This window comes from Actinotalea alkalitolerans (genome assembly GCF_023369855.1).
In the GTDB taxonomy this organism is placed as follows: Bacteria; Actinomycetota; Actinomycetes; order Actinomycetales; family Cellulomonadaceae; genus Actinotalea.
This window is the reverse complement of sequence record NZ_JAMBPP010000019.1, coordinates 36,473-54,526: the sequence shown is the minus strand read 5'-3', so window position 1 is coordinate 54,526 and position 18,054 is coordinate 36,473. Positions and strand designations below refer to the sequence as shown.

Genomic DNA, 18,054 nt, shown 5'->3' with positions numbered 1-18,054 from the left:
GACGTGGGCCTGCGAGACGGACGGGGTGGCGTCGAGAGGTGCGGTGGGGTCGTGAGGTGCGTGATCACGCCTCCGGCGGTCGTTCAGGTGTTCTTCGAGTAGTACTCGTTGCTCGCGATGATCCCGCCGATGACGACCTCGATGCGAGTCCCCCGCTGGATGGCGCTGACCCAGCTGGCCTTCCCGGTGGGGTCGAGACCGCGCCCGAGCAGGTGCCGGTAGTGGCCGTCCAGGACGCTGGAGAGGTGCTCGGCGGACAGCAGGAAGCCGCGGGCGACCTGCTCGCGGGAGGTCCCGCGGGACAGCTGGGCGACCCAGCGGTCAACCTCCGCAGGTGAGGCCGAACGACCCAGCACGTCACGGTAGAGGGTGGCAACCCATCCGCTGCGTGTACCGCCCGCACGCGCGTAGTACTCGGGCGAGGCGACGAACCCGCCTTCCATCTCCTGGATGGTCATGCCGCGGTTCATGTGCGTCAACCAGTTGCGCAGACCCACGGGGTCCGGTGCCCTCCCGAGGTAGGCCCTGTAGGACTGGCGGATCAGGGTGCTGCGGTACTCCTCGCTCGAGGTGATGGCGTCGGCGACCGCCATCCGGGGTGTCCCGGAGTCCAGCTTCTGGGTCCATGTCGCCCGTCCGACCGGGTCCACCGGGCGGTTGAACAGGGACAGGTACACGGCCGTGACGTACTGCCCGGTCCGGCTCACGGTGGTCACCGAGACCGAGGCGGACCAGTCGCCCAGCCCGGTGGCGGTCACCGCGGCGACCCGGAGCCGGTAGGACCGGTCGCGCTCCAGCCCGGTCAAGGTCACGCGAGTGGTGGTCGCGGACGGTCGGGCCACGGTGACCCAGGTGGCGGCGTCGCCCCGAGCAGCCTCGGCCCATCGCTCGACGACGTAACCGGTCAGCGGCGCCGGTGGGTCTGCCGGAGCACGCCACGTGAGGGTGGTGCTGGTGCTGGTGGTCGCGGTCACCTTCAGCTCCTGCGGGGCACCCACGACGTCGAGCGTCGTGAAGGTCAGCGTCGGCGTCCATGGACCGGGCAGGTCACCCGCCACGGCCCGGACCCGCACGTGGTACCTCGTGGCAGGTGCCAGAGTGGCGAGCTGCGCGGAAGTGCCGTCGGCGGGGACACCGGGCCGGGTCGTCCACGTCGTCCCGTTGGTCGAGGTCTGCACCTGGTACGCGGTCACGGGGGTCAGAGCTGTCGCAGGGGCCGACCAGAGAACCTGCGCACTCCTCCCGGTGACAGCCTGGGCGGTCAGACCTTGCGGGACGCTGGGAGGCACGGGTGGGTGCGCAGTCTGAAGGGTCGCCGGGGTGCTCGGGGCACTCGTGCCGAACTCGTTGATGCTGACCACGCTCACGGCGTAGCTGGTCAGCGGTGCGAGGTTCGCCAGGACCTGACTGGTGGAGGTGGTGGCGACCAGCGTCTTGCGGGCCATGTCAGGACCGGTGTAGCTCACCTGGTAGGAGACCGCGGAGGTGCCGGTCACAGGAGCGTCCCAGGTCAGGGTCAGGCTCGTGGGCGTTGCTCCTGCGCTTCGCACGCCGGTGGGCGGCTCGGGGGTGTGGAGCACCCGGGTGTTCAGCAGGCGGTTGGTGGTGGATGGCCCTGGGTCGATGATCACCGGCTGGGTCGCGCCCATGATGGCGGTGGATACCTGAGCGGGTGTCGCCGTCGGGTAGTGGGAGAGGTAGAGGGCGGCTGCTCCGGCGACGTGCGGCGCGGCCATGGAGGTCCCGGACATCACGATGTTGACCGCGCCCACGTTGGCGGAGCGGACCTCCACCCCCGGGGCGAACAGGTCCACGCACGGTCCGGTGTTCGAGAAGTCCGCACGGCTGTCGGTCACGTCGGAAGCAGCCACGGTCAGAGCATCAGGTGCAGAGGCCGGGGACAGCTCGCATGCGTCGCCAGCATCGTTGCCGGCCGCAGCGACCACGGTCAGGCCCTTGGCGATCAGCCCTGCGACGGCCTGGTTGAGGCTCGGGCTGCTGGGCCCACCCAGGGACATGTTCACCACCCCAGGAGTCCCCGCCGGGTGGGTGGCTGCGATCCAGTCCAAGCCCGCGAGGACGGACGTGCTGGTACCTGGACCCTCGCAGGGCAGGACGCGCACCGGGACCAGGGGCGCCTGCTTTGCCACTGCATACCAGGTTCCCGAGGCGGTCCCAGCCACGTGCGTCCCGTGCCCGTGGCAGTCGGCGGTGCCGAGCCCGTCGGTGATCGAGGTGAACCCCGGAGCCAGGTACCCGTTGATCTGATGATGAGGGCCCACGCCGGTGTCGACGATGTAGATCGGCACCCCCTGCCCGGCGTTGTTGGGGTAGGTGTAGTACCCGTCCAGGGGCAGAGCAGCCTGGTCGATGCGGTCCAGGTTCCACAGGGAGGTCCGATGCGTGTACCCGGGTGTGATCATCTGCTCCTCGGTGGGCCAGAACAGCTCCTCAGGAGAGATGTCGACGACACTCGTCGAGGCCGACAGCGCCTGAGCCTGGGCGTCGGTCAGGTCCACGGAGAAGCCCTCGATCACGTCCTGGAAGGACTCCTCGGGAGTGGCACCCAACGCGTCGAGCTCGGCGGCAACGGCCGGACCCGCACCCGAGGCAGCCAGAACCACGAACGGGCTGGACGGTTCGGGTGACAGGTCGGCCTGGGCGTGCGCGGCCCCTGGCAGGGCGGCCAGGACCGCGGCCAGGGTCAGGGTGGCTGCGCCCCGCCGGGCGGGAATGGTGCGACGCACAGGTCGTCCTCTCGTCGCTGAGGCACGGGGTGCGCCGCAGGCTGGCGTCCTGCTGTGGGCGGCGCTCGCAGCGCTGGTCGCCGGCAGCAGGGTCGTGCCTGATTGTGACTGTCCGGAACGGAGTGCGGGGCGACTTCGGGGGGTGAAGCCGTGCCAGCGGGACGGCACGTCGACGCCGAAGACCCGCACGTCTGCATCCTCGGCCTGCTCGACCACCTCCTGCGAGGCCCCCGCCCGGCGCTCGTGCCGCCCTCCGAGGTGCTCGGCAGACTGCCTGCGCGGCGGCGAGGCGCGGCGTAGCCTTGTCATGGAGGTGATGACCATGCGGTACTCAACCCTCGACATCCTGGTCATCAACGTTCCTCGCACCTCAGGTCCCGCAGACGAACCAGCCGTCGGGATCCTCGCGCCGAAGGTCGCCGTCGTCGAGGACAGGCCGTCCGGCTCCGCCGTCCGGACCACGGCCGCGCAGGCATCGAAGGCGATCGCGCCCATCCCGTGCACGGTGCTCTCGGTGTGGCGCGACAGCTGGACGTTCTGCAAGGCGACGGCGAAAGCCCTGAGCTGGCACCACTGGGTGCCGTGGATGGGGGCCGCGTCCGGCCTCCTGAGTGCCCTCTCGGCGACGGCCGTGTTCACCAATCTCCAGAACGACCGCGTCTCCACCCTGGCGAAGGCGCTCGTCGGCACCGTGGCCGTTCTTGCCGCGCTCGTCACCGCCCTCCAGTCGTGGACATCGGCACGGATCAAGGCCCTGACAGAGCAGCGGAACGGGTTCGACGAGCTCCACACGAAGATCACGCGTGACCTCGAGCACCACACCCGGCAGCCCGTGGACGAGGGCTACGTGTGCATCGACGACGCCTATGCCGACGGGATCCGCGACACGTACAAGGGGCTGGTGGCAGCGATGACGCCGATCAGCAACCGGTTCTGGGACGCCGCCAGCGCCGACGTGCGCCGCGAGTCGCAGGAGCAGCTGCGACGGCTCGGGCTCCTCGACCCTGTCCGGAGCGATCCGACCAGCTGAGACGCGCGAGAGGGGTTGTCGTGACCTTCGCTGTCGCCCTCCTCGTGGTTGCTGCGTTCCTGCTCCTCACGGGCCTCGTCGGTCATGACACCGAGGCCACCGGGGGCACGTTTGGTCTCAAGGTCACGGGAAAGGTCGGCCCCTTGCCGCGCGTTGCGCTCGTCGCGGCCAGTGGGGTCGCGTTCGTCCTCGCCCTCGCCGCCTACCTGATCGACGTGTCGGCGGCGGCGCCTCCGAACGGCGACTGGCCCACCCCGACGTCCGAGCCACGAACCGAACCCGTGCCGCAGCCGCAACCCACCGCCGATCCCGCAGAGGAGCAGATGAGTGACTTCACACTCCTGGTCGGCGTCCGCCCCACGCTCGGGCAGGTGGACGAGACCCTCACGTTGTTCCTCGACGAGGAGACGGCCGTCTCCTGGACGGCCGACCAGACGACGCCCGGTGGCCCGATCATCTTCAGAGCCGTTCCGGGTCCCCACGACTATCGGTTCGAGGGCACCTACGGCTTCCTCGACGCCTTCGGGGTCTACCAGCAGGCGACCGCGGCTGGAAGCGGCACGATCGACCTCACGAACGGCGTGACGTACACGGTGAACTACGAGCAGGCGACAGCTACCTTCCATCTGATCCCAGCCCCATGACGTCCGGCAGGGGTCCGACGAGGGAGCCGTCAGCCACCTGGCTGCCCAGCTCCAGGACGACCCTGCTGTCGGCCGGCGCGCTCGTCTCAGGTTCGTCAGGCGCGTCATACCCACCGCCGACCCTGCCCTCGTCCACGTGGACCACCTGGAACCCGACGAGCTCCAGGCCGTCCGCGTGCTCCAGCGTCAGGTCAGGTGATCCAGGGGAAGTTCCGCCCGCGAGGACGGTCAGGGCCGGCGAGCACGCCCGCCCCGACCACGGCCGGGAGCCCGCGGCGTTGACACCGTCGTCGGCCCGACGTGGCCATGTCGCTCTCCTTGTCCACTCCGAGTGCCCCTGCTGTCAGGTGGGCCCGGATCACCGACGGTCCCGGCCGGCGACTGGATGAGGCACCGCCCGTCGAGGGGTAGGTTCGATGTCGTCGCCACCTGGGGCAGGCCACCGCCGCGGTGAACGACACGGGTGCTGCCGTGAGGGTTCCGCGAGTAAACCCCCTCCGCGCCCGGGCCTCTAGCTCAATCGGTAGAGCTGCGGACTTTTAATCCGTAGGTTGTGGGTTCGAGCCCCACGGGGCCCACTGGGGTGTTTGTGCAGGTGAGCGGCTTGCGGGGGACTCTGGGAGGAGGCGTGTGGGGCGGGCCCGGACGAGCGCTAGTCCGCATCTGGTCCGCATTCGAACTCCGCACCGTTGGCCGGTTGACGCTCCAGGAGTTGACGACCGCCGACCGTGCGAACGCGGAGGGTAGCCTACGCGGCTCGAGACGGAGCTCGCGCGCCATCCCGGGTCGGGAGGCGGCTCCGCTATCGACTCCGCTCAAGCCTTCGCACGATCCGGTCCAGCACCTTCTTCGCTTGTCGACTCAGCGGCTTGCCTTGACTGAAGTGCGTGGAGAGAACCGGGCTCACGGCATAGTAGACCCTGGTGATCACGCGGCCCGGCGCGTGCGTCAGCAGTCGCTCATCCCGGAAGCGACGCAAAGTCAACACTGGTGGCGCATCGTATGATCCGTAGACAGCCGTGGCGATATAGCACCCGCCTCCCTTCTGGGGCGCCGGACTTGCTGGTGGCCGCCGCACGGGGCGCGCCGCCGCCGCATGAGGCGTCCGGCCTGGCCCCCTCTGGACTGCTGCACCACCTGCCGGAGTCGGCGCGTGGGAGCCAAGCATCTGCGCCAGGGCGACGGTCGTGGCCGACCGGAGGCCCTCCAATGTGTTTCGGTTCTCACGGAACTTGGCGACCACGTCAGCGTCCAGTGCCGCCGCGTGCTGCGCGACCACTGCGCCGAGTTCCTCGAGCATGGTGTCGTACTCACGTGACGCGAAATGGGTGACGTTGCCGGAGATCATTGCTAGGTGTGTGGCGAGGCGCGTTGGCAAGCTCGTCGCGATCAACAAGTCATTGATGTCGTCGTCGATGGCTTCCTGCTGCGAAAACTTGTCATATGAGAGGGACTGCATCACCTCGCGACCCGCGTCAGGGTCCTGCAGTCCGGACGCGGCCCACCGCCCCATCGCCTCCCTGTCAAACGACGAGAAGGCGCTCTTTCCTGCCACACCTAGTCTCAGGGCATGAGCCAAGTATCCGGCGCTGGCCGTGCTCTTGAAGAGCCCACGCAGGATCTGCAAGTGCGCCGTGCCTGCCTCGCGAGCCAGGCGGACGTACGCTGCCACGGATGCCTCATAGTCCCCGGATCTCTTGAGATGGACGGCCTCTCGCACGGCATCTTCCCACTCAGTGGGATAGGAATCCGAGGACGACCGGAGAGAAGGAAGTTCGGAGATGAACTCTTCGAGAAGTGCGGGAATCTTTGTAGCCGGAAAACTGTCCAGACTGCGCGAATCAACGCCTGGCAACACACCACTCGGGGGAAGAACGGCCTGCGTCACCGGAGCCATCGGAGAAGCTCGCAACTGATTCCAGAGCCCGGAGTCCGACCACAATTCTGGGCGTGAAAGGGTAAGAAGAGCGCCGGCGAGCTTGCTCCCCTCGACGCATTTCATGGTAAGCATCTCGACTAATTCGACGCGACGTTCACTGTCTGCGCTTGCCCATAGGTTCTTGATCACCATCTGAGAGTCGGCGATGAGATCTGGGATCTCGCCATACGCGGCCTCTTTGGCAAGCGGACTTGTCATGCTCATCATTGCCGCGAACGCTGGTGTATCCCCGGCCATTGAATAGTTTAGAATTCGCATCTGCCGGATTGCCCTTGGGTCGCCCGAGCGCTCGCCCGCCTCGACCCCTTTAAGGATGCGGTCCATCTCCTCCGGGGGGATCGCACCCAGCAGGAGGCCAGCGAGGACTTCGCTCGTCCAAAGCCAATCCCTCTGGCTGGCGTGGTCGAACTTGATGGGCCCCGGTCCAGCCGCGAGTCGGTCCGCGACGTGTGCGCTGAACTTGCTGACCATCCGCGTACCCTTCGCCTCGACGTGCAGTCGCTTGAGTCACACGACGTGCGTTCGTGCATTGTGTCGCACAACGAGGGTGGTCAGCCACTACTCGGCGCACGGATATTCCTTCATGGACTTGTGGCGAGGTCCGGGCATGGGGCAGTCGTCGGCGGCGCTGCGGTAAGTGGCGTCCCGCAGAGTGGTGTGCGAGCCCGGCTCTGATCGGGGCGTCGTCGTAGACGTGTAGGCAGTCACCGCGTGATTCTTCGAGAGACCTACCAAGTCGACTCGAGAGAAGGACCCGCGATGACCGCTGGACCCAGTCTGGACCCTGCCCGCTTCCTGCACGAGCACCTGACCACCGCCAGCCCGGCTCGATTGCTGGTAGCGGGTTCCCTGTCACCGCACACCGCTAGCATCCGAGGCACATTCAGTCTGGGAGGGAGCGGGCCGATGACGGATGCCGAGCTCGTTGTCGAGGCCGTGAAGCGCGAGCTTGGGCCTCAGGACGACTGGAAGCGCCCGCGGGGCTACCCGGACTCCCTGGCGCTGTGCGTGATCGACTCGGTCTTCTCGCTGCGGTCGCGATACTCAGCGGTCGAGAACGTCGTTGCGACGTACCGCGAGGCGCGCGTGGCGCAGGGCGGGCTTGCCGACACGGACGGCGCGGCCGAACTCCTGACCGCGATCGAAGCAGCCGGCGGTGCCGAAGGCGCAAGCGCGCTTCTCTTCCGAAATCGCGGGCTTGCCCCAGGCACGAGAGAGCTCAAAGCCAGCGCCGTCACCAACGGGGCGAGGGCTCTCCTCGAGGCTGGCGTCTTCACCGCCGCGGATCTCCGCACGGAGCTCATCGCATCGGCGGCAGTCGCTCCGAAGGCTGCGTGGCTGAGCGTGGCGGGCCTGGGACCTGCCTCATGGGCGTATCTGGGGATGCTCACGGGCGCGGACGGCGTCAAGGGCGACACGTGGATCGTGAGATTCGTGTCACGGGCAGTCGGTGAGCGCTCCCAACCGCAACGCGCCTCGCGCGCGGTCGAGGAGGCAGCGCGCATCCTGCGGGTGCCGGCCACCCTGTTGGACCATCGAATTTGGAGCCACGAGCGCGGAAGGCGCGCCTGATTGTGGGGCGGCGCGGTCGACTTGGAGTTGCCGCCGCGATGATCGGCATCGGAGCAGTGGCTCGCCCGGCTCGGCTTCAAGTCGGGTTCCGCGTCAAGGTCGACACGTTGTCGTTCCACAGCGTCGGGACCCGACATCAGCACCGAGTACGAGCGGGGTTTCGGCACGAAGCTGTACCCCGCCTACTGCATCGAGTTCGACGACGGTAGCGCTGAGTGGTTTACGGCGTGTCCCTTACCCCCACGCCAAGCAAGACACGCTGAGAGCCCACAGGGGGGCTCGCGACGAGCCGGTCGGTCTCGGGCAGGTCGGCGACTGTGGCGACGGCGCGCAGGTTGTGCACCGCATCGGCGGCCCTGTCAGGGACGTGGTCGCCAGGAGTGGGTGCAGGTGCTCCTTGACGGCCGAGGCCCACTCCTTGCTCGGACGTTCAGGTTCGACAACACCCATCCCAGCGGGCCCACGAGCCGCCCACGTCTCAACGACGCGACCCGACCCCCTTCGCCACGAACCGCGCAGAGCCCCATACGCTCGGGCCATGCCAACGACTCCGAGCTCGCTCGACCAGATGGTCACGGCCTTGGTGCCCTCGCTGTCGAGAAGCCTGGCTGAGCAATTCAACGTGTTCCGGGTCATGCACCATGGCACCCACGAAAAGCAGCTGTCCAACGTGTTCGCTTGGCTTCTGCGGGTGGATGGTACACATGGGCTCGGAGATGCATTCCAAATACTTTTCGTGGAGCACGTGAATCGATACCTTCCCGCTGGACGCCAAGTGCCAGTTTGCGGTTATCGGGTGGTCCAGGAGGTAGACACCTCAGGGCCCGATCCGCGCGGTCGAGACATTGCTGACATCGTGCTCGCCAGCGATCGAGCCAGTGTCGTCGTGGAGAACTTCGAGTCATCGGACGGCCACGGCCACGACTATGAGGGGTACCTTGCGTTTGGCGCCCAGGGCGGCAAGCAAAGCGCCGTCGTGCTGCTGTGCGCAAGGCACGAGAACCATCGGCAGAAGCGAGGCTGGGAGCGAGCCGTCGTATTGACCTATGCCGAGTTGCTAGCGGGGCTGAGTGCGCACATCGCTGACAACACAGCTTGGCGATGTGAGCATCCACAACAACTCTTCTTCATTAATGAAATGTTCCACCACTTCTTGGAAGGGCCCACGGCTATGAACATCGAAGATCGGATCACGTTCATCAGGACGATGTGCGAGACCGGAGAATCGGCGCGCTACGGACACCGGCCGCAGGAGGTAGCCGCACAAGAGTTCGCCGACCTGCTGGCGCAGCACGCCAGGCGACAATTCGATGAGGGACGTGGGACACTCGCCGAGGCGAAGAGAGCCCTCAAGCGCTTTGCCGAGCAGATCCTGATGGACCAGATCAACAGCGCTCTACAGAACGGACATATTGCTTCGGTTCAAGCCAGATTCGTTGGGCAGTGGGAGTGGTGCATAACGCTCGGCCGCTCGGACTCGGCGCCAGCCGTCTACCTTGAGTTCGGACCTACTGCCGTCGTGGAGAACGGACGCGCCCCTGTGCCGCTGGCCGATCCGGACTATGCAAAGGTCTTCGTCACCCGAAAGGCCGCGGACTACGACGGCATCGACCAGATCGTCCAGACTGCCGTCGGGCTCGACGAAGTCCTGGCGGGCCTGGGCGGTGACGACGTGCGCTTGCGCGACGGTGTCCTCGCGGTAGTCAAGGCGAACTGACGGCGTCGTTCGCCCATCCCCTCTACCCGGTGCAGCCGACGGGGCTCTGCCCGGTCCAATTGCGGGCGGTTTGGCGGCTCCATCCCTACCCACCGACCCGGACCGACTACCGGTTACTGATCCCGGACTGGTAGGGGCTCGACGAAGAGCTGCCCGCTCAATGGCCCTTACCCCGCCCGTCCGTCGTGCCGATCGCCACCGACGTCGGTGACCAGACCCGGGCCGTGCTCGGCGACGTGGCCCGCGGCGGGCACCACACCGCCGCCGCCGCGACCGAGGCGGCAACCCGGCTTGACCAACGCACCGGCCGCTCCGGCGGGAACGGGCGCATGGCCGCTCGTCGACCGCGTGGACTGCGCCCACCTCGGCGTGCCGAGGTGGGCGCAGTCCACCTGAGTTGGGTCAATCTGCTAGTGCCTTGCAGTGGGGTTCGTGATGGCCTCGAGGAGTGCCTGCTGGTGGTCGTTGATCGCGGGTGGGGCGGCGGTCTCGACCGGTGCAGGTGCCTCGACGGCCGGCGCGGTGCCGGCCGGGGTGTCAAGACCCGTGAGGGTGAGTCCGAGCGCGAGGGTGATGGCCGCTGCGGTGAGGTTCTGGCTGGTGCTCATGAAGCGGCGCCGAGGTCGAAGAGTTCGTACAGGCCGGGGTTGGGCTGGGAGGCGATGATCTCCTGCGCGCGGGCCAGGGCCTGGTCGTGGGTGTCGTAGAACACGGGCTGGTTGTTCACGATCGGCAATGCGAAGGCGGGGTCGTTGCTGCCAGCGTGGGTCCATCCCCAGTGCAGCAGCTCGTTGTTGAGGCCCCAGCTGCTGCCGACGGCGACGAACACGAGGGTCTTGCGGATGCTGTGCTTTCGGTCTTCGAGGTCCCATGCCCAGCCCGTCCGGCCCGGCGGGGGAGGCTGCGGAGGCTCGTGCTTGACGGTGGGTAGCAGGGCCATGATGTCGGCGAGGACTTCATCTGGGAGCGGCGCGGCGGGGTCGATGATCGTGTACGTCATGTCCGGCCACTGGTAGTACCCGAACCCGGCCTGGTACGCGGCGACGGCTCGCTTCTGTTCGCTGACCCGCTCACCCGGTGCGGGGATGGCCGACTCCGTGGGTGTCGCCTCCACCGTGGGGGTCTCGGTCGCCGGGTCGGTCTCCTGCGCGCCAGGGGATGCGGGCGCCGCCTCCTGCTCGCCGGCCGGGGTGCTGGCGCATCCCGTGAGCAGGAGCGCACCGAGGAGGGCTCCGGTCAGGTACGTGGTCGTGTTCCTCAAGGGGAACACCTCCTTTGGTTCGGTGGGGTCGTGGGAACTGTCGGCAGCAGAGCGCTCCACCTTGACCCACCTCAGGTGTTCACCGACGGGCAGATCATCGACACGACACGCCCCCAAGCACCGACGCGCCCTCCCCGAGAACGACCCGAACCAGCGAGCCGAACCGGTCTGGACGCCCGTGGCGCATCCGCGCTCGTGGTGGGCCATCTGGGCCTACTCCGGCAAGCGGTTCGCCCGGGACAACCACACCCTGAACGCCCAAGAAGCCCGTGCCCGCGCCGTGCTCGAGGGCCAGAAGGCCGCCCGGACGCCCAGGTTCGTCAAGACCACCGCCGGCGCCAAGACCCTGGACCAGAGCGCACTGGCCCGCGCCCGGCGGGTCGCGGGGCTCAAGGGCTACGTCACCAACGTCCCCGCCACCCTCATGAGCGCCGGCGCGGTGATCTCCAGCTACCACGACCTGTGGCACGTCGAGCAGTCCTTCCGGATGTCCAAGACAGACCTGCAGGCCAGACCCATCTTCGCCCGCACCCGCGACGCGATCGAAGCTCACCTCACGATCGTGTTCACCGCACTGGCCCTCTCCCGGACCATCCAGGACCGCACCGACCACTCGATCCGCAAGGTCCTGCGCGAACTGCCCCGCTGCGCTCAGCGACCATCGAGATCAACGGCGCCATCCGCACCTACCCACCCGCGATCAACGACCACCAGCAGACCATCCTCGACGCTCTCACGAACCCGCCAGGTGGGCGAGCAGCAGCCCGAGCTCGGCCTCGTGTCGCGCCGAGCCGACATGCCGCACTATCCGTCGGCGCCCGTCGATCGACTCAGCGATCTGCACGGCCGTGGATCGACCCGAATTAGTGCCTTAGTCGCGCACTAAACCAGGCCATCACCCCAGGTCACGGCCCTGCCGTCCCGCGGAACGCGCAAAGCTGACCCAACTCAGGCTCGGCGTGCCGAGGTGGGCGCAGTCCAGCAGCACGACCCGGGAGTGACCCTGGGGAACGCTGGTGTCCTTGACGAGCTGCCCGAGGGCGTCGGCGCGGTGCTCTCCCTGTGCCAGGTGGGCCGGATGCGCCCGACCCGCATCGAGCCAGGCAACCACGTCCAGGTCTGGCTGGTCGACAAGCCCGACCCGGTCGAGAACCCCAACCTCGACCTCGCTGCGTAAAGCCGTCGACGTCGTCGGCACGCTGCGCGCCGCCGTCGGCCAGATGACACCTGCTGGTGCGAGACTCTGACCACCCGGCCCGAGGAGAGGACCAGATGCGCACCGTGACGCTTCGTGACCGGGGCGCCCTGCACGTCTGGGCGACCATGACCACTGACGGGGCTCTGCTCATCCAGGGGCAAGACCTGGGTGGGTACCCGGGAGCCAGCGAGTACGAGTACGCCATCCGGGTCGCGTCGGCCGACGTACCGACCGTGCGCGCCGCCCTCGATGCGGCCGACGGCGACGACCTGCTATCCCTCCTGGAGGACGCGGGTGACGCGATCCTGCGCCGAGGGGAACGGGCGTGGATCGAGAGCCTGGGCATCACGGCGGGGTTCTGGTCGCGTATCGAACCCGGGGAGGCTCCCAGCACCGAGATCGTATGACTCCTGTCTCGTGGCTCGCCGCGATGGCCAGACCGAGTCGCGGGCGTCCAGTGCGAGCCCTACGCGCACGGCAAGATCAAAGCGGAGAAGCTCAAACCCGAACTGAGAGGGATCATGACAGCAGAAGTGACGGACCCCATGGTGCTGGCGGCACGCGCGGGTGAGGCCCTGCTCTGCACCCCCAGCGGCGGCAAGCTCCACATCCGAGGGTGCTCGCACCTCACTACGTCCAGCGAGGTGTCGGAGGCCACGGCGAAGGATGCGGAGGCTCGAGTGCTGTGCGCCGAGTGCGCATCCGAGCTCGCAGGCCTGGGTCGCACTCTGTTCGAAGACCTGGACAGGGCGATGGAGTCGTTCGCAATGCCCGTGGAGGCCCGGGCCACTGTGCGCGACCTCGTCGCGCATATAGCCGTGGATCGCATCTGGATCCCGTACTCCCGTTCGTACATCGCCCTGGGCAAGGACGGCACGCGCGCCGTCTACATCGGCAAGACCTACGTCTGGATCGACGGCGATCTCACCTCCCTGCCCGGGTACGCCCCTGGAGGGGGTGGTGGGTCGGCACGTGCCGAGCGCGAGCGTCCGGTCTGCCCCACCTGCGGATACGAGCTGCCCGGCACAGGCATCTGCGACAACTGCTAGCCGGACCTTCGTCGGACCGGTCGCCCACAACGCCTTGTTTCCGGACCACCGAGTACCAGACTGCCTCCGCGTCCTCGGCGGTCGCCTCGTCGGACCAGTCGCCCTCCATCGGCGTCGAATCGAGCCTGAAGCAGGCGAGCTCTCCCGCCGGGACCCGCCGTGAGACGTCCACCCGCAGCGCAGACTGCCCAGAGCAGTGGTTGACCTCCACACCTTGAGGAGGGTTGCCGTCGAGGTCAGTGGCGGGGATCCAGGCGACCGACTCCTCGACGTAGTGGCGACGCGCCTGCCGTGCTCGAGGCGAGAACGTGTCGGTTGCGAACATGGGGCCGTCGCTAGCTAGGCGGTCGCGGAGTCGCCTCACGTGACTCGAGGAATTCGTCGATCGCGGCGACGGGGATCTTGCGCAGCCGGCCGATGCGGATCGAGCGGATCTCGCCGGAACTGATGAACTCGTAGAGCTTGCTGCGGCCGATTCCCAAGATCGCGGCCGCTTCCACGACGCTGAAAACGCGACGCTCGTCGGGCTGCAGCGTGATGTTGATGATCGGCTGCTCGACCTCGCGCACGCGTCGGCGAGTCTGCTCGGTGTTGACCGACGTCACGCGAATGGGAGTCGACTTGGCCATCGGGGTATCCCCTCGTCTCGATGAACTCACCCGGTATCCGCCTCCGTGACGCGCCCATCGCTCTTGCCCCACTCCCCCAAGGCCTCAGTCGCGGCCGCGTTCATCCGCACCGCGACGTCGTCGAGCTCGGCGTCGAAGAGTCCTGAGTAGACGTCGAGCGTCATCGACGCAGACGCGTGCCCGAGCATCCGCTGGACGGCCTTGACGTTCGCTCCGGAGGCGACTGCCAGGCTCGCGGCCGTGTCCCGGAGGTTGTGCGGCGTCAGCGGTGCGAGGCCGGCACGCTGCACGGCCGGGTCGAAGAAGTAGTGCCGGAAGTTGGAGTTCCTCAGCGGGCCGCCCTTGCTCGCCGTGAACAATGGAGCGTCGTCGGGCTTGCCCTTCACGTACGCGCGTAGGCGGGCGACGAGGAAGGCGGGGATGGGGACGGCTCGGCGACGGTGGGTCTTCGGGGCGTCGCGGTGCAGCCCGCCTCGCGCGAGCTCGGTGACGCTCCAGTTGACGGTCACGCGTCCGCGAGCGAGGTCGACGTCGCCCACTTGGAGCCCGGCAGCCTCGCCGAAGCGCAAGCCGGTGAAGGCCAGCAGGACGACCATCAGGTCGTACGGCTCGGGCATCTCGCCGGCCAGCCGGGCGACCTGCTCGTTGGTGAGGAAGCGCGGGACCGGGCGGGTGAGCCGGGGCTTCGCGACGCCGTCTGCGACGTTCCGGGCGAGGCGCCCGTCCCGCACGGCGAGCTTGAGCATCTGCGACATCACGATGAGCGTGTGCCTCGTGTGAGCCGGGCTCCGCCCGGTGTGGATCTCGGCAATCCATCGCACGAGGTCGGCGTGGGTAATGTCGGCGAGCGCAACGCGCCCCCATCTCGGGACGACCCAGACGCGAAGGGCGCTCTCGTACTTCTCTTGGGTGCGCGGTCGCAGGTGCGCCTTCGTCGCCAACCAGACCTTCGACCACTCCTCGACGGTCACGCGCGCCTTGGCGGGGTCGACCCAGTCGCCCCGTGCGATCGAGGTCGCCTGCGCGGCGAGCCAGCGTTCGGCGTCGGCCTTGCGCGCGAAGTGGCGTGCTCGCTCTCTGCCGGTGGCGTCGCGGTACCGGGCACGCCACATCCCGTCCGGACGCTTCTTCACGTTCCCGGCCACGGTCAGGCACTCGCCTCACGTCGGCACTCACGTTCCAACCACGCCTGGACGGCGATCGGGCTGTAGCGAAGGTGCTTGCCCACGCGGTAGGCGTCTGGGCCGGTGCCGAGGTACCGCCACTGGTGAAGCGTGGCGATCGGGATCCCCAGGAAGGCAGAGACCTCCCCGATGGTCCACAGCCGCTCGACCGTGGGTGGGCCGACGGCGTTCGACGACGCCGCCTTGGTGCGCACGTGAGACATCGCGAGCTCCTCGGGGCTACCTGGCGTGAGACTCCTCGGGGCTACCTGGCGTGAGACGGGGCGATGGGTGTGGGCCCGACTACACCCATCGCCGGGGCGGCCCTGCCGCCGATCGTGCGTTGGGCGCTGAGGACGGTCCTGGCGGCCTCGCGTTCGGTGAGGCCCGCGGTGACCGCTGCGGCCACGAGCGGTTCAAAGTCCCGGACGCCTGCTTCGGCGGCGCGGCAGGCCGCCCAGAAGAGGGCGTTGTCGCGGTTGCCCTCGGGTTGCCGGGCGACGTGCGCGGCCAGAGGGGCCGTTGGATCGTTGCCACCTCGCGGGCGCGCGACACCGCTGGCGCGGTCGGCGGCGGGGGCCGGGGCGAGGAGCTCGACGACGGCGGGCCAGTCGAGCGGCCGGCCGGGGCCGGGCCGGGTCCGGTGAGTCTCGTACCGCCGCGAGTACGCCTTGGTCTGGCCGAGCGAGGGCGGCAGCAGCACGTATCCGCCGTTACCGCGGAAGTCGACGTGCATCCCGCGCAGGCTGCCGTTGCGCTGGTCGGTCCCCGGGTAGTGCAGGTGCAGTCCGCCCGACGGCGTCTGCACGGCGCGGATCCAGCCGTCGAGCAGCCCGGCCTCCCGGGCCCGGCGGTAGACGCCCCATCCGTCACCGTCGGCGCGGACGTCGATGTCCAGCACGTCGGTGCCGGGTGCGCCGGTCGGGGTGGCGCAGTTCGCCTGCGGGTGCTGGGTCCACCACGCCCGCACGCGGTCGACGTCGGTCGTGGCGTCGAGGAAGCCGTTGGTGGTCAGCGGGACCTTGCCGCCCTGCACGCACGGGAACACGGGCACCCCGGCGGCGGCGTAGGCCAGTGCGCGGGCGCGCAGGTCGACGGTGGTAGCCAGTGGTGGCTGCTCGCTCATCGTGTGCCTCCCAGGTCGGGGTCGTTCACCACAGGGAGGGCAACCGGTGCGCACCGTCGCACGGCCGTGGTCATCGGGCATCGAGATCTGCCTCGACGTGCGCAGCAAAGGCACGCGCGTAGTCGGCGGGAAGCGTCGCCGACGCCCAGGGCGGTGGGGCATCGGGGCGATGCTCACCTGCCCGGCAGCCCGTCCTGGACGCCCAGAGCTGAAGCCTTGAGCGCGTCACGGCCAGCACCTGGTGCCACTCGACCGGCGCCAGCGGTGTCCCGGCGGGGTCGAAGCACGCCAGGTGGGCGGTCCGCAGCGCGGAGAGCTCCTCAACGAGGTGGCCGTGCGCGAACCAGCACGGCGGGACCTCGCGGTGGTCCAGGCAGTACCGGCCGACCAGGCGGCGCACCCACTCGTCGAGCTCCACCCAGGCGCGGGCGGCGCCCTCGGCGGCGAGCGTGTGCCAGGCGACCGGTCGCGGCCGACCGCCGAGCACGCGGGCGACGATGGCCTCCGCCTCCTCGTCCGGGTCGACGCCCTCCCCCAGAGGGAGGAACTCGTCGGCGCCGTCGAGTGCGTCGGCTACGCCGTCCACGGCGCACCGATCGCCCGGCCTGAAGCCCGCGGCAGGTCGAACTGCGCGGTCAGGGCGGCGTGGGAGGGGGTGGCCGGACGCAAGTCGGCCTGGCGCTGGACGAGCGCCCGGTTCAGCGCCTCGGTCGGCGTGTCGGTCCGTCGCACGCACGCGTCGCGCGTCGCTGCCTGCGCCGACCGTGCGCCCCGCCGACGACAGGCCTCGGCGGCCGTGTCCAGGTGTGCGAGGAAGGGGACCAGGTCGAGGTGGTGCGCGGGCCGCCAGGGGTAGGGGGCGTCGTCGGACCGGTCGCGCACGGCAACGGCGTGCGTCGTGGTCAGACGCCCGACGGCGTCGCGCAGCGCACAGCTCACCGCGGGGAGCGCGTCGGCGTAGCCAAGCAGGTGCGGCATCGCCGCAGCTGCGCGGTTCGGGTGAGCGGCGAGCTCACGCAGTCGCGGGAGCCCGGCCGCGCCGAGCTCGCGCCCCTGAGCAAGGACCCACGGCGAGCTGGGCGTCAGGCCGGCCAGGTTCGCGCGCTCTCCGGTGACGGCACGGGCGAGGGCGTCGGCGTGGGCACCGAACATCTCGGACGTACGGCCCGGATCCACGGTCATCTCCCGACCCATGGCCGTGCCGGCCACCGCGCGCAACGCCGATGCGGACGCCCGGCTCGTCTGGGCGAGCACCCGAGTCACCGCGAGCAGGTCGGTCGTCGAGGCATCCCCGCGCGCGAGCAACCGGGCAAGGTTCGCGGTCGCGGCCGGCACGTCGGCCACCGCGCGCACGGGCATCACGCGACTCCCGGGCCGTGGTGGCATCCACCCGTCGCCGTCGACGGTCTCGCCGTCGGCCGCGAGCCGGGCGACTTCGCGAGCCTCGATGGCCAGCGTGGCGGCCGCTTGTCGGCCCCGGTCAACCGCGTCGCGCGGCAGACCCAGGCCACCGAGCACGTCGCCGCGCGACACGGCCAGCACCTCCGCCAGGGACGCGACCTCCCCCAAGGCGACCCATCGCTCGCCGTCGGACAGGTGCACGGCCTGCTGCTGCAGACCCTCCTTGGCGACCGCGACGCAGACCACGAGGCCCTTCCAGATCGACTTCGCGTCGTCGACCCGCACACGCTCGTCCGGCCGCAGGCCCCACCGGGTCGATGGCGGCTGAGCAGGGGCAGCGAGGCGCGGCAGCGCCGCAAGGCCGTTGCGCAGGAGCAGCACCGGGTGGCGGGCCAGCTCCCGGACCTCGTGCGCACGCTGAGGAGCGGCGCGAACGCCGCTGATCGCCTCGACCATCTCACCGAGCAGCGCTGCGAGGTCGTCCTGGAGTTCGGCCACCGTAGGGCGGTCGGGCGTCGAAGTCCCGGCGACGGCGAGCGTCGCGAACCGCAATGCGCGATCCATGTGGCGGGCGTAGA

Annotated in this window: 17 protein-coding genes, 1 tRNA gene and 1 pseudogene; 9 read left to right on the top strand and 10 right to left on the bottom strand. The window is 69.1% G+C overall.

Annotated elements, in window-relative coordinates:
- Positions 1-83: 83 nt before the first annotated feature.
- The gene (locus M1R94_RS18345) at positions 84-2,747 is read right to left on the bottom strand and encodes a fibronectin type III domain-containing protein (RefSeq protein ID WP_249383179.1); all 2,664 of its coding nucleotides are present in this window, start codon (positions 2,745-2,747) and stop codon (positions 84-86) included.
- A 322-nt stretch (positions 2,748-3,069) separates the two neighbouring features.
- On the opposite strand from M1R94_RS18345, the gene M1R94_RS18340 reads away from it, so the two are divergent.
- The 3 genes from M1R94_RS18340 to M1R94_RS18330 all read left to right on the top strand — a co-directional run bounded on the left by M1R94_RS18340 (position 3,070) and on the right by M1R94_RS18330 (position 4,999).
- Positions 3,070-3,777: a hypothetical protein gene (locus tag M1R94_RS18340; protein ID WP_249383178.1), complete on the top strand. Its 708-nt coding sequence runs from the start codon at positions 3,070-3,072 to the stop codon at positions 3,775-3,777.
- Between the two features lie 20 nt (positions 3,778-3,797).
- On the top strand, positions 3,798-4,421 hold the full coding sequence (locus tag M1R94_RS18335; protein WP_249383177.1) for a hypothetical protein: 624 nt from the start codon (positions 3,798-3,800) through the stop codon (positions 4,419-4,421).
- A gap of 505 nt (positions 4,422-4,926) precedes the next feature.
- Positions 4,927-4,999: transfer RNA gene (locus tag M1R94_RS18330), tRNA-Lys, on the top strand.
- Between the two features lie 224 nt (positions 5,000-5,223).
- Here M1R94_RS18330 and M1R94_RS18325 read toward each other — a convergent pair.
- Positions 5,224-6,831, bottom strand: a complete 1,608-nt coding sequence (locus M1R94_RS18325; protein WP_249383176.1) for a CFI-box-CTERM domain-containing protein — start codon at positions 6,829-6,831, stop codon at positions 5,224-5,226.
- 435 nt (positions 6,832-7,266) lie between these two features.
- On the opposite strand from M1R94_RS18325, the gene M1R94_RS18320 reads away from it, so the two are divergent.
- Positions 7,267-7,932, top strand: a complete 666-nt coding sequence (locus M1R94_RS18320; protein WP_249383175.1) for a hypothetical protein — start codon at positions 7,267-7,269, stop codon at positions 7,930-7,932.
- Positions 7,933-8,470: 538 nt separating this feature from the next.
- The gene (locus M1R94_RS18315) at positions 8,471-9,649 is read left to right on the top strand and encodes a PDDEXK-like family protein (RefSeq protein WP_249383174.1); all 1,179 of its coding nucleotides are present in this window, start codon (positions 8,471-8,473) and stop codon (positions 9,647-9,649) included.
- A 410-nt stretch (positions 9,650-10,059) separates the two neighbouring features.
- Here M1R94_RS18315 and M1R94_RS18310 read toward each other — a convergent pair whose 3' ends face one another.
- Both M1R94_RS18310 and M1R94_RS18305 read right to left on the bottom strand, forming a co-directional pair.
- On the bottom strand, positions 10,060-10,257 hold the full coding sequence (locus M1R94_RS18310) for a hypothetical protein (RefSeq protein WP_249383173.1): 198 nt from the start codon (positions 10,255-10,257) through the stop codon (positions 10,060-10,062).
- The gene (locus M1R94_RS18305) at positions 10,254-10,910 is read right to left on the bottom strand and encodes a hypothetical protein (protein ID WP_249383172.1); all 657 of its coding nucleotides are present in this window, start codon (positions 10,908-10,910) and stop codon (positions 10,254-10,256) included. Before M1R94_RS18305 ends, M1R94_RS18310 begins: the two co-directional genes overlap by 4 nt.
- Before the next feature lie 75 nt (positions 10,911-10,985).
- Between M1R94_RS18305 and M1R94_RS18300 the strand changes: the two are divergent.
- The 4 genes and pseudogenes from M1R94_RS18300 to M1R94_RS18285 all read left to right on the top strand — a co-directional run.
- Positions 10,986-11,660, top strand: a pseudogene (locus M1R94_RS18300) (IS1634 family transposase); the annotation flags it as partial.
- Positions 11,661-11,877: 217 nt separating this feature from the next.
- Positions 11,878-12,087, top strand: coding sequence for a hypothetical protein (locus M1R94_RS18295; RefSeq protein WP_249383171.1), 210 nt, complete (start codon positions 11,878-11,880; stop codon positions 12,085-12,087).
- A 95-nt stretch (positions 12,088-12,182) separates the two neighbouring features.
- Positions 12,183-12,515, top strand: a complete 333-nt coding sequence (locus M1R94_RS18290) for a hypothetical protein (protein ID WP_249383170.1) — start codon at positions 12,183-12,185, stop codon at positions 12,513-12,515.
- Between the two features lie 345 nt (positions 12,516-12,860).
- Positions 12,861-13,157 (top strand): hypothetical protein, encoded by a 297-nt coding sequence (locus tag M1R94_RS18285; RefSeq protein WP_249383169.1) that lies wholly within the window; start codon positions 12,861-12,863, stop codon positions 13,155-13,157.
- A gap of 335 nt (positions 13,158-13,492) precedes the next feature.
- Here the strand turns inward: M1R94_RS18285 and M1R94_RS18280 are convergent, their stop codons facing one another.
- The 6 genes from M1R94_RS18280 to M1R94_RS18255 form a co-directional block, all read right to left on the bottom strand.
- Positions 13,493-13,786, bottom strand: coding sequence for a helix-turn-helix domain-containing protein (locus M1R94_RS18280; protein WP_249383168.1), 294 nt, complete (start codon positions 13,784-13,786; stop codon positions 13,493-13,495).
- A gap of 26 nt (positions 13,787-13,812) precedes the next feature.
- Positions 13,813-14,919, bottom strand: coding sequence for a tyrosine-type recombinase/integrase (locus tag M1R94_RS18275; RefSeq protein WP_249383167.1), 1,107 nt, complete (start codon positions 14,917-14,919; stop codon positions 13,813-13,815).
- A gap of 14 nt (positions 14,920-14,933) precedes the next feature.
- Complete coding sequence (locus tag M1R94_RS18270; protein ID WP_249383166.1) at positions 14,934-15,173, bottom strand: helix-turn-helix transcriptional regulator; 240 nt, start codon at positions 15,171-15,173, stop codon at positions 14,934-14,936.
- A 41-nt stretch (positions 15,174-15,214) separates the two neighbouring features.
- A complete protein-coding gene (locus tag M1R94_RS18265; protein WP_249383165.1) occupies positions 15,215-16,075 on the bottom strand; it encodes a bifunctional DNA primase/polymerase in 861 nt (286 codons plus the stop codon).
- 70 nt (positions 16,076-16,145) lie between these two features.
- Positions 16,146-16,661: a hypothetical protein gene (locus M1R94_RS18260; RefSeq protein WP_249383164.1), complete on the bottom strand. Its 516-nt coding sequence runs from the start codon at positions 16,659-16,661 to the stop codon at positions 16,146-16,148.
- A complete protein-coding gene (locus M1R94_RS18255) occupies positions 16,649-18,040 on the bottom strand; it encodes a hypothetical protein (protein ID WP_249383163.1) in 1,392 nt (463 codons plus the stop codon). The genes M1R94_RS18260 and M1R94_RS18255 overlap by 13 nt, the downstream gene beginning before the upstream one ends.
- Between the last annotated feature and the right edge of the window lie 14 nt (positions 18,041-18,054).

What these genes read in the sequence shown, in the direction of transcription:
- M1R94_RS18340 (WP_249383178.1), top strand. Translation starts at nt 3,070, where the DNA reads ATGCGGTACTCAACCCTCGACATCCTGGTCATCAACGTTCCTCGCACC.
- M1R94_RS18325 (WP_249383176.1), bottom strand. Translation starts at nt 6,831, where the DNA reads ATGGTCAGCAAGTTCAGCGCACACGTCGCGGACCGACTCGCGGCTGGA.
- M1R94_RS18320 (WP_249383175.1), top strand. Translation starts at nt 7,267, where the DNA reads ATGACGGATGCCGAGCTCGTTGTCGAGGCCGTGAAGCGCGAGCTTGGG.
- M1R94_RS18315 (WP_249383174.1), top strand. Translation starts at nt 8,471, where the DNA reads ATGCCAACGACTCCGAGCTCGCTCGACCAGATGGTCACGGCCTTGGTG.
- M1R94_RS18310 (WP_249383173.1), bottom strand. Translation starts at nt 10,257, where the DNA reads ATGAGCACCAGCCAGAACCTCACCGCAGCGGCCATCACCCTCGCGCTC.
- M1R94_RS18290 (WP_249383170.1), top strand. Translation starts at nt 12,183, where the DNA reads ATGCGCACCGTGACGCTTCGTGACCGGGGCGCCCTGCACGTCTGGGCG.
- M1R94_RS18285 (WP_249383169.1), top strand. Translation starts at nt 12,861, where the DNA reads ATGGAGTCGTTCGCAATGCCCGTGGAGGCCCGGGCCACTGTGCGCGAC.
- M1R94_RS18280 (WP_249383168.1), bottom strand. Translation starts at nt 13,786, where the DNA reads ATGGCCAAGTCGACTCCCATTCGCGTGACGTCGGTCAACACCGAGCAG.
- M1R94_RS18270 (WP_249383166.1), bottom strand. Translation starts at nt 15,173, where the DNA reads ATGTCTCACGTGCGCACCAAGGCGGCGTCGTCGAACGCCGTCGGCCCA.
- M1R94_RS18265 (WP_249383165.1), bottom strand. Translation starts at nt 16,075, where the DNA reads ATGAGCGAGCAGCCACCACTGGCTACCACCGTCGACCTGCGCGCCCGC.
- M1R94_RS18255 (WP_249383163.1), bottom strand. Translation starts at nt 18,040, where the DNA reads ATGGATCGCGCATTGCGGTTCGCGACGCTCGCCGTCGCCGGGACTTCG.